The organism is Streptomyces sp. NPDC007088 (assembly GCF_042869355.1).
Classification (GTDB): Bacteria; Actinomycetota; Actinomycetes; order Streptomycetales; family Streptomycetaceae; genus Streptomyces.
Window position 1 is genome coordinate 14166 of the sequence record NZ_JBIAFO010000031.1, and the last position, 13030, is coordinate 27195.

Consider the following 13030-nt stretch of genomic DNA (forward strand, 5'->3'; position numbering starts at 1 on the left):
GGGGTCGGGGAGGGCCCGTGGGCCCAACCGGAGGTGTCAGGCATGGGGGCCTCCCAGGGCCGGGTGCGCCGTACCCAGCCAGCGGGCGATCGCCTCGCTCCTCGTTGACGTCTGCAACTTCGCGAAGATGCGGTTGATGTGGTTCTTCACCGTCTTCTCGCTGATGAAGCAGGTCGCGGCGATCTGGCGGTTGTTCATACCGGCCGCGATCAGGTCCATGACCTCCTCCTCCCGCGCGCTCAGCTGCCCCACGAGGGCGGGCCTCCCGATTCCGTACGAGAGTCTCATGGGGCGTTGCAGGTGCGAAGGGTTTGGAGGGGGGGTGGGGGGAGTCGAGACGCCTGGCCTTCCGGGGCGGCCCGGCTGCGGACGGATGTGCGTCAACTCTCGTACTGCGGCGACCAGTTGGTCCACGGTGAAGTCTCCGTGCACCAGGCAGCCGGCGGCTCCGCGTCGTACCGCCTCCGCGTGCAGGGCCGGTTCCCTTCCGAAGGTGAGGATGAGGACGGGGGCGACCCGGGCCAGTTGGGGCAGGACCGTCAGGCCGTCGACCACCGGCATGCGGAGGTCGAGGAGTACGCCGTCGGGGCGGTGCGACGTGGTCACCGCGAGGGCCGTGCGGCCGTCCGCCGCCTCCGCCACCACCGACAGGTCGGCGCGGCCCTCCAGGAGAGCCTTGAGGCCCGCCCGGACCACGGGGTTGTCGTCGGCGACCACGATGCGCAGCGGGCCGCGCCCGTCGGGGGCCGCCGGGTCAGGGGCCGGGGAGCGCATGGGCCGCCTCCTCTCCCGGGGGAGGAAAGCGGGCCGGGCCTGGTACCGGGACGGGGAGTTCGACGTGGATCTCCGTTCCCGGGCTGTGGGCGGGTTGCCCGGGGCGGCCGGCCCGGAGGGTCCCGCCGAGCGCCTGCGCGCGTTCCGCCATGCCGAGCAGGCCGAAGTGACCGTGCCCTCGGGAGTCCTTCAGGGACAGTCCGGGCGGCAGGCCCCTCCCGTCGTCGCGGACGGTCAGGGACAGGACGCCGGTCGCGCTCAGGCCGTACGCGATCTCCACCCGGGTCGCCGAGGCGTGCCGGTGGGCGTTCTCCAGCCCTTCGCCGGCGATCTGGAGGAGTTGCCTCGCCGCCCAGGCCGGGAGCGGCGGGGCCGGTGCCTGGAGGGTGAGGGTCGCGGGCGTACCCGTGCGGTCCGTGAACTCGGCGAGCAGGAGGGACAGTTCCTCGCCCACGTTGACCTCGGCGTACTCCGGGTGGTCCCCTGCCGCGCCCGTGCGGCGGCGGAGGTCGGCCAGGAGGGTGCGGGACTCGGTGGCCGCTCTGCGGGCGGAGCGGGCCACCAGGGCCGCCTGGCGGCGTACCGTCGCCGGGTCGTCCGTCCTGGCGAGCGCCTCGGCGGACAGGGCCACTCCGTGCAACGTCTTCGCGACCGTGTCGTGCATCTCCCTGGCGAGGCGCGCGCGTTCGGTGGACAGGGCCTCGGCCACGGCCAGGCGTTCCCCCGTCTCGGCGAGGGCGGCGGAGGCCGCCACGACCCGGAAGACCAGGGTGCGCAGGGTGGCTCCGAGGACTCCTGAGGCCACGCAGAAGCCCCCGATGAGGAGGGTCGCGGAGACGGTCACGGTCTCCGGGTCCCAGGCGCGGAACACGGTCAGCAGGATCGCGAGTTGGGCGCCGGTGAAGGCGGCGGCCCAGCGCCAGCCGTACAGCAGGCCCGCGAGCAGGGGCGTCGCCACCGTCGCGTAGCCGAGCGGCGAGTCGGGCGAGGCGGTGAGCAGGAGGACCGAGGCCAGGGCCAGGTCCAGGCCGAGGAGGGTGGGGTGGCGCAGGACGCGCGGGCCCACGCGCTCCCAGTCGCGCAGTACGGCGTAGGAGCCCATGAGGCTGAGGACGGAGGCGGTGAGCACCAGGGCGCGGGGCAGCCCGTCCGTCGCGTGCCGCAGGGCGAACGGGACCCCGATCGCGACGACCACGAGCCGGGCCCCGATCACCTGCCGGCACAGGGACTGCAGGGCGTTCGTGCGCACCCGCAGGCTCGGGGCGGGCGGTCCGCTCTGCTCGGGAGCCGCGGTCCGGTCACGGGGTGACGTGCCCGGTCCACCGGGGGGCGCGGGCCGTGCCGGGCGGCGCGGTGCCGGTACGCCGCCGGTCCGGGGGGTGCGCGGGGGCGGCGGTGTCGTCCCGGTGCGCGGGCCCCGCTCGTGGGTCGTCTTCATGCTCGTCTCACCCGCCGAGGATCGATCCGAGGTCGGAGCCGGAGCCGAGGAACATTCCGGCGGCGATGAGGACCATGGTCGCGGGGAGCATGAAGACGAGGGTGGCCATGGTGGCCTTGGGGATCGTCTTCGCGGCGCGGCGGCGGGCGTTCTGCGCGTCGGTGCGGCGCATGTCGTTCGCGATCTGGATGAGCGTCTCGGCGATGGGCGAGCCGAGTTCCTCGCCCTGCTGGAGCGCCGAGACGAACTGGGCGACCTGTTCGGAGCTGTTGCGGCGGCGCAGTTCCTCGAAGGCGTGGCGGCGGCTGACGCCCATGTCCATCTGGCGCAGGGTGATGCGCAGTTCGTACGCCCACGGGCCCTCGTACTTCTCGGCCACCCGGTCCAGGGCCTGCCGGAAGCCGAGGCCCGCGCTGACGACGACGGCGAGGACGTCGAGGAAGTCGGGCAGGGTGCGGTCGATGACCTCGCGGCGTTCGCGTACCGCCTGCCAGATCGTGGCGTCCGCCGCGAGGAGTCCGAAGCCGAGGGTGAGGAGGGCGAAGAGCGGGGAGCCGTAGGTCGCGAAGACAGCCGCCATGAGGAGGCCGAAGACGCCGTAGACGGCGCGGCGGGCGGCGTACCGGTCGATGGTGAGCCCGCCCGGGTTGCCCGCCATGTCGATGCGGCGGCGTTTCGCGTCGACGCGGCGCGGTCCCATGAGGCGCAGTACGGTCGGCGCGAAGCGCATGCCGAGGCGGTCCACGGCCGATTCGGTGGCGCGCACCCGGCTCGCGCCGACCTCCAGGGCCACCGCGAGGTCCTCGGGGAGTTTCGTCTCGGCCCGGTACATGCGCAGGCCCAGCAGCATGCCGCCGACGCCGGCGGCCATCAGGACGGCGAGCAGGAGGCCCGTGGTGGCGGTGCTCATACGTCGATCCTTCCGAGGCGCCGGATCACGAAGAAGCCGACCGTGTAGAGGCCGAGGGACAGGAGGATGAGTACCTGCCCGATCGCGGAGCTGGTCACGCGGTGCAGGGCGCCGTCGTTCTGCGAGTTGATCAGGAGCAGTGAGCCGAGGCCCAGGGCCGGGACGGTGAAGGCCGTCGCGTTGACCTCGGACAGCATCGTGCGCACCTCGCGGCGGGTCTCCTTGCGCTCCTCCAGGGTGACCGTGAGGTTGCGCAGTGAGCCGACCACCGTGCCGCCCGCCTTGTTGGACAGCACGAGCGTCGTGACGAGGACGACGAGTTCGCGGGAGGGCAGTCGTCGCGCGAGTTCGTCCAGGGTCTCGTCGATGGAGCGGCCCAGGGACAACTGGTCGGCGACCCGGGACAGTTCCTCGCCCGCCGGGTTCTCCAGTTCCTCGGCGGCCATCGCGAGGGCGGTGCGCAGGGCGAGTCCGGCCGCTGTCGCGTTGGCCAGCAGGCGGGCGACCTCGGGGAGCTGGTTGATGAACGCCTCGATGCGTTTGGCGCGTTGCCAGTTGAGGAAGGCCATCGCCGCCCACGCCCCGGTCAGCGCGGCGATCGGGCCGAAGAACGGGGCGAGGACCACGGTCGCCGCGAACCAGAGGACGGCCAGGGCGAGCACTGTGTAGAGCACGAACTCGCCGGTGGAGAGGGGGAGTCCGGTCGCCGACACGCGCCTGTGGATCGAGCGGCCGGGGCGGGTGCGGCGTACCGCGCGGTCGAGTCCGGCCAGGCGCCGGGAGCGGGCGGGTCCACCGCCGAGGTGAGAGTCCCCGGCCAGCCGGTCGACCAGGGCCTCGCGCCCGGCCCGGCCGCTCGCCCAGGTGTGCAGACCGGCCACGGCCAGCGCGCCCGCCGCGGCGGTGGCGCCGAGCGCGAGCAGCACCGTGGGATCGCTCATGCCCCGGCCTCCCTCGTCCCGTCCGGCGTGAGGCGGTGGCGTGCGTCCTCGCCTGGGCCCGGTGCGTTGTCCTCGGCCACGCCGAACGGTGGCGGGAGGGGCTCGCTCGCCAGGTAGAGCTTGTCGGCGACGGCGCGGGGCACCGGGAGGTGGTAGTAGGTGCCCCGTACGATCCGGTCGGCGGCGAGGGGGTTCGGTACGAAACGGGCCACCGTGGTGGTGCGGAAGGTCTCGCGGCCGTGCGAGGTGAGCAGCGCGATCTCGGTGATCTTGCGGGAGCCGTCGGCGAAGCGGCTGAGCTGGACGACGACGTCGACGGCCGAGTTGATCTGGTCGCGCAGCGCCTCGAAGGGGATCTCCACCTCGGACATCGAGCCGAGGGTCTGGAGCCGCATCAGCGCGTCCTCCGCCGAGTTGGCGTGCACGGTGGCCAGCGAGCCGTCGTGGCCGGTGGACATGGCCTGGAGCATGTCGAGGGTCTCGCCGCCGCGCACCTCGCCGACGATGATGCGGTCGGGGCGCATGCGCAGCGAGTTGCGCACCAGATCGCGGATGGTGATGCGGCCCTTGCCCTCGACGTTGGGCGGCCGCGATTCGAGGCGGATGACGTGCGCCTGCTGGAGTTGCAGTTCGGCGGAGTCCTCGATGGTGATGATGCGCTCGTGGCTCGGGATGAGCCCGGACAGCGCGTTGAGCAGGGTCGTCTTGCCGGTGCCGGTACCGCCCGCGACGATGACGTTGAAGCGGGCGCGCACGAACGCGGCGAGCAGCAGCAGCATGGGTTCGTCGAGCGAGCCGAGGCCGATGAGTTCGGGCAGCGTGTAGACGCGCGGGAAGCGGCGGATGGTGAGGGTCGCGCCGGTCAGGGACAGCGGCGGGATGATGACGTTGACGCGTTCGCCGCTGGGCAGCCGCGCGTCCACCATGGGGTTCGACTCGTCGACGCGCCGGTTGACGGTGGAGACGATGCGCTCGATGGTCTGCATGAGCTGGTCGTGGGAGGCGAAGCGCAGCGGCAACCGCTCGACGCGGCCCGCGCGTTCGACGAAGATCGCGTCGGGCCCGTTGACCATGATCTCGGTGATGGAGGCGTCTTCGAGGAGTGGTTCGAGGACGCCGAGGCCCAGCGCCTCGTCCACGACGCGGCGGATGAGCTGCGCGCGTTCCGAGGTGGACAGGACCGGGCCCTCGCGGCTGATGAGGTGGCCGAGGACCCGCTCCAGGCGGACACGGCGCTCCGCGGCGGACAGCGCCGACATCTCGGCGAGGTCGATCTCCTCCAGCAGTTTCGCGCGGTACCCGGCTACCAGATGGCCGTCCTCGCGTCCGTTCTGTTCCTCCGGTACGGCGATCCTGGACCGCAGGCTCATGGTCCGCCCACCTCCCCCGCGTCGTCGTTGGGCATGGTCGCCGAGCGGGTCACGGTCCAGCCCTTGCCGACGAACGGCAGCAGGGTCGGGACGTGCACGGCGACGGTGTACGTCGTGGTGTCGCCGCCGCCCCCCGGGCTGACGTCGGCGTTGATTCCCGCGCTCATCGCGGCGTGCGCGGCGGCCACACCGTCCCCGCCCTCGGCCTGGGAGGCGACCCGGGCCCCGGCGCGCGCACCGGTGCCCGCCTGGTTCACCGCGTAGCCGACCAGGCCGAGCTGGATCGCGGCGAGGCCCAGCAGGAGGAGGACGGGCAGGAAGCCGGCGAACTCCAGGATGGCGCTCCCCGCGTCGCGGGCGCGCTCCTCGGTGGCCCGGCGGCGCGCGACCGCGAGGGGCCCGCGGGCGGCCGGCCCCGGCTCGCGCGTCCCGCGCCGGGCCGCCCCGCGCGCGGTGGCCCGGGGCGTCCCGGCGCGCCCGTTCACCGCTCCCCCTCGGTGGCCGCGCCCGCCGAGCCGTTGACGGTCCAGCCGCCGTCGACGCCGGGGAAGAACAGGGGCACCTTGGCCTTCACGGTGGCCTTGTAGACGTCGCCGGAGCCGCCGCACGTGATGCTCGCGCCGCTCCAGGCGCCCGGGAGGTGTCTGCGGGCGGCGGCCTGGCAGGCGCCCGCGCCGTCGCCGGCGGAGGCGGCCGCGGCGGTGCCCGCGCGGGCGCCCTCGTCGGCGGCGTTGCCGACCAGGCTGTAGGTGTAGCCGTACAGGGCGCACTGCCACATCAGGCCGATGACGACGAGGACCAGCGGGAAGATGCCCGCGAACTCCAGGGTCACCGCGCCCCGGTCGCCCTTGTCGCGGCGGCGGGCGACGGCGGTGGAGCGTTCGCCGTGGCGGCTTCTGCGGCGCCCCTCGGGGCGTTCGGGGGCCTTGACGAGGCCCAGCTCCCCGGCGAGCGCCCACAGCCCCTGGCGGACGGTGCTCTTCGCTTCGAGGTCGTGGACCCGGCCCGCGTCCACCGCGCCCTGCAACTCCTTGTAGTGCGCGGGGACGGTGGTGCGGGCGGTGCGGGTGCCGGTGATGCGCTCGACGAGGGCGGGCTGTATCTCGGTGCCGCGGCTGTGCCGGTTGATGACGGTGAGGGTCTCCTCGGCCTTGCGGATCTGGAGCCGGTCCCACAGGCGTACGGCGCGTTTCGCGGCGCGTACCGCCATGACGTCGGGGGTGACGACGAGCAGCGCCTGGTCGGCGAGTTCGACGGCGGCGGCGCCCGCGGCGGTGAGCTGGGAGCCGCAGTCCACGACCACGAGTTCGAAGCGGCTGCGCAGCGCGCCGATGATCTGGCGGGCGGCGCGGTCGGTGACCTCCTCGCCGCGCTCCCCCTCGGCGGGGGCGATCAGCAGGGAGACGCCGCTGGGGTGGACGAACATCGCGTCCTGGAGGACGCGCGGGGTGATGTCGGCGATCCCGGCGAGGTCGACGGCGGAGCGCCGGAACTGCACGTCGAGGTAGCCGGCGACGTCCCCGCACTGGAGGTCGAGGTCGAGCAGGGCGACGTTGCGCCCGGAGGCCTGCGCGGCGAGCGCGAGGTGCACGGCGGTCAGGGTGGTGCCGACGCCGCCCTTGGCTCCGGTCAGGGTCACGAGCCGGCCGCCGCTGCCGCCGTAGGGGTCGCCGCCGCTGCCGAGGTGGCGGCGCATCCCGGCGGACCAGTCGGCGGCGGCCCGGACGCGTTCGGCGAGGGCGTCGTAGGTGAGCGGCAGCGGGAGGATGCCGCGGGCCCCGGCGTCCATCGCGGCGGTCAGGACGGCGGTCCCGGTGTCCGCGGTGACGAGGACCACGCCGATGGCCGGAAACCGCCGCACGACGTCACGGATCAGGTCGAGTGCGGGGACCGGCCCGACGCGTGCGTGGACGAGGACGACCTCGGGAAGTTCTTCGAGGGACTCGGCGGACAGCCGGGCGAGCGTGTCGAGGAGCGCCGTGGTGTCCGGGACGGGCAGCGCGGGTTCGACCTCGGGGAGCTGGCTCAGCAGGGAGACGAGGGAGCGGGCGACGTCCAGGTCGCCGACCACCGGCAGGATGCGCACACTCATGGCCGTCGCCTCACTTGTCCTTGTCCAGGGTGTACGTGCGGTCGCCGGTGGGGCCGGGGGCCCCGGCGGCGCCCTGCCCGACGAGGGCGAGCCGCACGTGGGTCGCGAAGGACTCCGCGTAGGCCACGCGCTGGGTGTCCTCACCGGCCAGCGCGAAGGTGATGGGGACGGCCTCCGTGGCCTGCCTGCGGCCCCGGTCGTCGTTCTGCGGGTCGAGCGGGGTGAGCTTGCCGACGTCGAGGACCTTCGCGTTCTGGACGATCAGCCGGGACTCGTCCTTCTGCTTGTCGTTCTCGGCCTTGAAGGTGGCGTAGATGTTGACGGCCGCGCCCGGGTCGATCTTGCCCGCGACGCCGGTCGCCGCGTCGATCATGATCGCTATCTCCTGCTGGCCGGCGGCGAGTTCGGGCCGCTTGACGATCATGTCCTGCTGGAGCAGGGAGCCCTTGCGCAGCTGGGTGACCGCGATCTTGCCGCGGATCGCCGCCAGGTCGGTGACGGCGGTCCCGGAGAGCCAGCGCTCGGGCATCGAGATCTTCTCGAACTGGCCCTCGCTCAGCTCCTTGTACGGGGCGATGTCGGTCCTCAGCCGGTACGCGGTCGTCTCGGGGCCCACCTTGCTGTTCACGTCGCGGACCACCGCGAGCACCCCGGCGAGGGCGCCGAAGGCGCACAGGGCCGACAGGACCAGCAGGACGACGCCGCGACGCTGACGTGAGTTCATGGGCCGGGGTACCTCGTTCGGGGGCGGTGCGGTGGACGGGGGCGGGGTCTTCGGTCGGGGTGCGGCGGGCCGGGCCCGGGGGCGCCCCGTACGGCTTCAGTCCCCGTTCGCGCTGAGGCGGGCGGGGGTCAGACGGACGTGCGAGGGCTGCGGCGGGGTCACCGGGGCGAGCGCGGGGGCCGGTGCGCGGCCCGTGGGGAGGGTGCGGGGGACGTCGGCGCGCGGGGCGCTGTGCGTACGCGGCGGGCGCTGGTCGGCGGGGAACAGCGGGGAGCCGCAGAACCCGCAGCGGTCCCCGAGGAGTTCGAGGCCGCACCAGTGGCACTGTTCGCGGCGCACGGAGGACACGAGCTGGTAGAGGACGGAGATGTCGGGGATGCCGGCGGCGAACTCGGTGAGCTTCGCGGTGCCCCACCAGCGGGCCGAGTCGGCGGGCAGCGGGACCTCGGTGACCGACTGCACCTGCCAGCCCCCGGCCAGCACCTCGCCGAGCCACGCGGAGGGCTGTCCGCCGTGGGCGAGGAAGAGGCGGGTGGCGAAGTCCGGTCCGGTCAGGGTGGCTTCGGGGCCGACCCGGACGATCTGGGGCCGGGGGTGGGCCTGTACGGCGAACTGGGTGCCCGGCATCCAGGACCTGGCGTGCGAGGTGAGGGAGACCGGGACCCGGTCGAGGCGGGCGACCGAACCGAGGACGGCTCCCGCGTGCACGTAGTGCGCGAGCAGCCGGGCCGCCGAGGCCAGAACTCCGGGGGTGAAGTCGCAGCTGGAGAGTTGACGCAGTTGCAGGGTGAGGAGGGCGACGCCCAGCGGCGGCAGGTCGAGACCGACGAGGGTGATCCGGTCGGCCTCCAGGACGGCGCGCGCGGTGCGGACGCGGCGCACGGTCTCGGGGTCGGCGCTGGTGGGGTACAGCACGACGACGTAGCCGTGCTGTTCGAGTAACCCGTGCAGTTCCTCCAGGGACTCGGCCAGCGGCGCGCCGGTGGCGGCGCGCAGCGCGACGGCCCCCGGGGTGTGCCGGTCGGGCGAGGGGAGCACCAGATCGGGGCTCGTCACAGCGATGGCCGTGGTCACTCCACACCCCCACTTCCCCGGGCAGCCCGGTCTCGTACGGCTGTGCGCCGTTCTCTCGCCCTGCACCATATCCAGGCGCCGCTCCCTCAACACCCCACTTCGCAGGGTTCGTGGGCCTTGACCACGACACAGGGTGAGGACGGACGTTGGTCGGATCTTGGCTGGAAAAGGCCGGTAAGTGCACTGGTTCAGGCCGGGGTTCGGGTCTCCGGGAGACGCGACGGAACCCTTGACAAGGCTATTGGTCTGGACCACCTTGTACGCCAGCGGTGGCCACCCGCTCCAGCACCTCCTTCACCCCCCGAAAGCTCGGAGGCAGCAGTGGATCGCGCACCCCAGTCCCCCGCCCGGCCGCACAGACGCGGCTCCTGGAAGGGCGGCGCCCTGACCGTGGCCGCCGCCACCGCGCTGGCCCTCACCGGCCTGGGCGGCCAGGCCCAGGCGGCCGACGTCAACGTGGCCAAAAACGCCGGATTCGAGTCCGGGCTGAGCAACTGGACCTGTTCCGCCGGCAGCGGCACCGTCGTCTCCTCCCCGACGCACGGCGGCTCCGGGGCGCTGAAGGCCACGCCCTCCGGCCAGGACAACGCCCAGTGCACGCAGACCGTCGCGGTGAAGCCCGGTTCGGCGTACAAGCTGAGCGGCTGGACCCAGGGCGGTTACGCCTACCTCGGGGTGAGCGGCACCGGTACGACGGACGTGTCGAACTGGTCGCCGGGGTCGAGCGGCTGGCAGCAGCTGAGCACGAGCTTCACGACGGGCCCCTCGACCACCTCGGTGACGCTGTACACCCACGGCTGGTACGGGCAGAGCGCCTACTTCGCGGACGACATCTCCCTGGTCGGCCCGGACGGCGGCGGCGGGAGCGACCCCGGCCCCGTGGTGCCGGGCACGCCCGGCAGCCTGGCCGTGGGCGCCACCACCGCCAACTCGGTGACGCTGAACTGGAAGGCGGTGTCGGGGGCGACCGGCTACACGGTCTACCGTGACGGCGCCAAGGCGCAGACGGTCAGCGGCACTTCGGCCACCGTGACCGGGCTGACCGCCTCGACCTCGTACAGCTTCCAGGTGAGCGCGACCAACGCGGCGGGCGAGTCCGTGAAGTCGGCGGCGGTGACCGCGAGGACCGCCGCGAGCGGTGGGGGCGGGGGCGGGGGCGGGGGCGGCGGTCTCGTGCCCAAGCACGCCCTGACCGGCTACTGGCAGAACTTCAACAACGGCGCGACCGTGCAGAAGCTCTCCGACGTGCAGGCGCAGTACGACATCATCGCGGTCGCCTTCGCGGACGCCACGAGCACCCCGGGCGCCGTCTCCTTCACCCTCGACTCGGCGGGTCTGGGCGGTTACACGGAGGCGCAGTTCAAGGCCGACGTGAAGGCCAAGCAGGCGGCCGGGAAGTCCGTGATCATCTCGGTCGGCGGGGAGAAGGGCGCGGTCGCGGTCAACAGCGCCGCCTCGGCGACGGCCTTCGCCGACTCGGTGTACGCGCTGATGCAGCAGTACGGCTTCGACGGGGTCGACATCGACTTGGAGAACGGGCTCAACTCGACGTACATGTCGCAGGCCCTGCGTTCCCTGTCGCAGAAGGCCGGCAGCAAGCTCGTGGTGACGATGGCCCCGCAGACCATCGACATGCAGTCCACGTCGAACGAGTACTTCAAGACGGCGCTCAACGTGAAGGACATCCTCACGGTCGTCAACATGCAGTACTACAACAGCGGTTCGATGCTGGGCTGTGACGGCAAGGTCTACTCCCAGGGCACGGTGGACTTCCTCACCGCGCTGGCCTGCATCCAGCTGGAGGGCGGGCTCGCGCCCGGACAGGTCGGCCTCGGTGTCCCGGCCTCGACGAGCGGCGCGGGCAGCGGCTACGTCGCGCCGTCCGTCGTGAACAACGCCCTGGACTGCCTCGCGAAGGGTACGGGCTGCGGCAGCTTCAAGCCCGCGAAGACGTACCCCGACATCCGGGGCGCGATGACTTGGTCGACCAACTGGGACGCCAAGGCGGGCAACGCGTGGTCCAACGCGGTCGGCCCGCACGTGCACACCCTTCCGTAACGGGCCTCCGGGCCTCCCGGGGTCCGTCCACGGGTCGAGGACCCGGCAGCGCCGCCGCTCCCCCGGCGGCGCTGCCGTGCGTCCGGGGCCGGCCGGGATACGCCGGCCGGGGCGCGTCTCACCAGGGCAGGTCGCGCACCTGCTGCACGCACAGCACGACGAACAGCAGTCCCGAGACGGTGAGCAGGGTGTTGCTGAGCAGCCGGTTGCGCCACTCCTCGGGCGTACCGCGGGAGTTGAGCAGCCACAGCAGGGTCAGGGCGAGGAAGGGCATGAAGAAGGCCCCGAGCGCTCCGTAGGCGATGACGAGGCCGAAGGGCTGGTCCAGGAAGAGCAGGCTGACCGGCGGGAGCGTGAGCCACAGCAGGTAGCCCCGGAAGGCCCAGGACCGCTCCGGCCTGCTCGCCGCGAAGGCCACGCCGGTCTCCCCGGCGACGGCACCGGCCTCCCCGGGAACGGCACCGGCCCCCTCGGGAGCGGCACCGGTCTCCCCGGGAGCGGCACCGGTCTCCCCGGGAACGCCACCGCTCTTTCCCCCGGCCCGCGCGGCCTCCTCGCTGTCGGGTGCCTGCCGGGCGAGCAGCCAGGGCCTCACGAAGTCGGCGAACATCAGGCTCACGCCGTGCCAGACCCCGATCAGCGAGGAGAAGGAGGTGGCGAAGAAGCCGACGAGGAAGAGCCGGGCGGTCGCCGCGCCGAAGCGGTCCTCCAGGACCTGTCCGAGGTCCACGAGCCCCCGGTCGCCGGTCGCGAGGGCGATGCCGGAGGAGTGCAGGAGTTCGGCCCCGACGATCAGCATCGCGACGACGAAGACCCCGGTCGTGACGTAGGCGACGCGGTTGTCGACCCGCATGACCCGCATCCAGCCCGCCCCGGTCCAGCCCTTGGCGTTGACCCAGTACCCGTACGCCGCCATGGTGATCGTCCCGCCGACCCCGCCGACGATGCCGAGCGTGTAGAGCAGCGAGCCGTCCGGCAGGACGGGCAGCAGTCCCGCGAAGGCGTGGCCGAGGTCGGGGGCCACGCGGACCGCCACGTAGACGACGACCACGAACATGACGCCGATCAGCACGGTCATGACCTTCTCGAACACGGCGTACTGGTTGAACCAGACGAAGAGCAGGCCGAGCAGGCCGGTGATCACGCCCCAGGTCCTGATGCCGGGGCCCTCGGGCCACAGCGCGGCGAGCGGCAGGGCGCTGGAGGACATGGCGGTCGCCCCGTACACGAAGCCCCACACGACGACGTACACCGCGAAGTACCAAGTGGTCCAGCGGCCGAGGGTGCGCCAGCCCTCGAACAAGGTGTGCCCGGTGGCCAGATGCCAGCGGCCGACGGCCTCGGCGAGGGCGATCTTCACGACGCAGCCGATGACGGCGGCCCACAGCAGGGTGTAGCCGAACTTGCTGCCCGCGAGCAGCGTCGCGACGAGGTCCCCGGCCCCCACCCCGGTCGCGGCGACGACGATGCCGGGCCCGACGTGTCTCCAGTGGGAGGCGCGGGCCGGCGGGCCGGCGGTCGTGGCGGCGAGCGGACCTGAGGTGGTGGGGGCACCCGGGGTATCGGCCATGGCGACCAAGAAAGCGTAAAGGGGCCGGGGACACAAGGGGGCGCCCGTCGGCCGGGAGCGGCCCCCGGCGTGTCCGGCC

The 13030-nt window shown here is 73.1% G+C and carries 11 protein-coding genes; 1 reads left to right on the forward strand and 10 read right to left on the reverse strand.

The genetic code is table 11. The features are described 5' to 3' along the window. Positions 1–36: 36 nt before the first annotated feature. The 9 genes from ACFYMP_RS30190 to ACFYMP_RS30230 all read right to left on the reverse strand — a co-directional run bounded on the left by ACFYMP_RS30190 (position 37) and on the right by ACFYMP_RS30230 (position 9323). Positions 37–774 (reverse strand): response regulator, encoded by a 738-nt coding sequence (locus tag ACFYMP_RS30190; RefSeq protein ID WP_388863498.1) that lies wholly within the window; start codon positions 772–774, stop codon positions 37–39. Continuing rightward, positions 755–2023, reverse strand: a complete 1269-nt coding sequence (locus ACFYMP_RS30195) for a sensor histidine kinase (protein ID WP_388863500.1) — start codon at positions 2021–2023, stop codon at positions 755–757. The genes ACFYMP_RS30190 and ACFYMP_RS30195 overlap by 20 nt, the downstream gene beginning before the upstream one ends. 196 nt (positions 2024–2219) lie before the next feature. Beyond that, entirely contained in the window at positions 2220–3122 is a 903-nt protein-coding gene (locus tag ACFYMP_RS30200; RefSeq protein ID WP_388863502.1) for a DUF5936 domain-containing protein, read from the reverse strand. Further along, positions 3119–4063 carry a type II secretion system F family protein gene (locus ACFYMP_RS30205; protein ID WP_388863504.1) on the reverse strand — a complete coding sequence of 315 codons (945 nt, stop codon included), beginning with the start codon at positions 4061–4063 and terminating at the stop codon, positions 3119–3121. Before ACFYMP_RS30205 ends, ACFYMP_RS30200 begins: the two co-directional genes overlap by 4 nt. Next, entirely contained in the window at positions 4060–5433 is a 1374-nt protein-coding gene (locus tag ACFYMP_RS30210; RefSeq protein WP_388863506.1) for a CpaF family protein, read from the reverse strand. The genes ACFYMP_RS30205 and ACFYMP_RS30210 overlap by 4 nt, the downstream gene beginning before the upstream one ends. After that, positions 5430–5771: a TadE/TadG family type IV pilus assembly protein gene (locus ACFYMP_RS30215; protein WP_388863564.1), complete on the reverse strand. Its 342-nt coding sequence runs from the start codon at positions 5769–5771 to the stop codon at positions 5430–5432. The genes ACFYMP_RS30210 and ACFYMP_RS30215 overlap by 4 nt, the downstream gene beginning before the upstream one ends. A gap of 143 nt (positions 5772–5914) precedes the next feature. Continuing rightward, the gene (locus ACFYMP_RS30220) at positions 5915–7525 is read right to left on the reverse strand and encodes a TadE/TadG family type IV pilus assembly protein (protein ID WP_388863508.1); all 1611 of its coding nucleotides are present in this window, start codon (positions 7523–7525) and stop codon (positions 5915–5917) included. A gap of 10 nt (positions 7526–7535) precedes the next feature. After that, entirely contained in the window at positions 7536–8249 is a 714-nt protein-coding gene (gene cpaB, locus ACFYMP_RS30225; protein WP_388863510.1) for a Flp pilus assembly protein CpaB, read from the reverse strand. A gap of 96 nt (positions 8250–8345) precedes the next feature. Next, a complete protein-coding gene (locus ACFYMP_RS30230) occupies positions 8346–9323 on the reverse strand; it encodes a hypothetical protein (protein WP_388863512.1) in 978 nt (325 codons plus the stop codon). Positions 9324–9644: 321 nt separating this feature from the next. Between ACFYMP_RS30230 and ACFYMP_RS30235 the strand changes: the two genes are divergently transcribed. Continuing rightward, positions 9645–11381 (forward strand): chitinase, encoded by a 1737-nt coding sequence (locus tag ACFYMP_RS30235; RefSeq protein ID WP_388863514.1) that lies wholly within the window; start codon positions 9645–9647, stop codon positions 11379–11381. A gap of 118 nt (positions 11382–11499) precedes the next feature. On the opposite strand, the gene ACFYMP_RS30240 is transcribed toward ACFYMP_RS30235, so the two are convergent. Beyond that, the gene (locus tag ACFYMP_RS30240; RefSeq protein WP_388863516.1) at positions 11500–12951 is read right to left on the reverse strand and encodes an Nramp family divalent metal transporter; all 1452 of its coding nucleotides are present in this window, start codon (positions 12949–12951) and stop codon (positions 11500–11502) included. Between the last annotated feature and the right edge of the window lie 79 nt (positions 12952–13030).

What these genes read in the sequence shown, in the direction of transcription:
- ACFYMP_RS30190 (WP_388863498.1), bottom strand. Translation starts at nt 774, where the DNA reads ATGCGCTCCCCGGCCCCTGACCCGGCGGCCCCCGACGGGCGCGGCCCG.
- ACFYMP_RS30200 (WP_388863502.1), bottom strand. Translation starts at nt 3,122, where the DNA reads ATGAGCACCGCCACCACGGGCCTCCTGCTCGCCGTCCTGATGGCCGCC.
- cpaB (WP_388863510.1), bottom strand. Translation starts at nt 8,249, where the DNA reads ATGAACTCACGTCAGCGTCGCGGCGTCGTCCTGCTGGTCCTGTCGGCC.
- ACFYMP_RS30205 (WP_388863504.1), bottom strand. Translation starts at nt 4,063, where the DNA reads ATGAGCGATCCCACGGTGCTGCTCGCGCTCGGCGCCACCGCCGCGGCG.
- ACFYMP_RS30220 (WP_388863508.1), bottom strand. Translation starts at nt 7,525, where the DNA reads ATGAGTGTGCGCATCCTGCCGGTGGTCGGCGACCTGGACGTCGCCCGC.
- ACFYMP_RS30240 (WP_388863516.1), bottom strand. Translation starts at nt 12,951, where the DNA reads ATGGCCGATACCCCGGGTGCCCCCACCACCTCAGGTCCGCTCGCCGCC.
- ACFYMP_RS30210 (WP_388863506.1), bottom strand. Translation starts at nt 5,433, where the DNA reads ATGAGCCTGCGGTCCAGGATCGCCGTACCGGAGGAACAGAACGGACGC.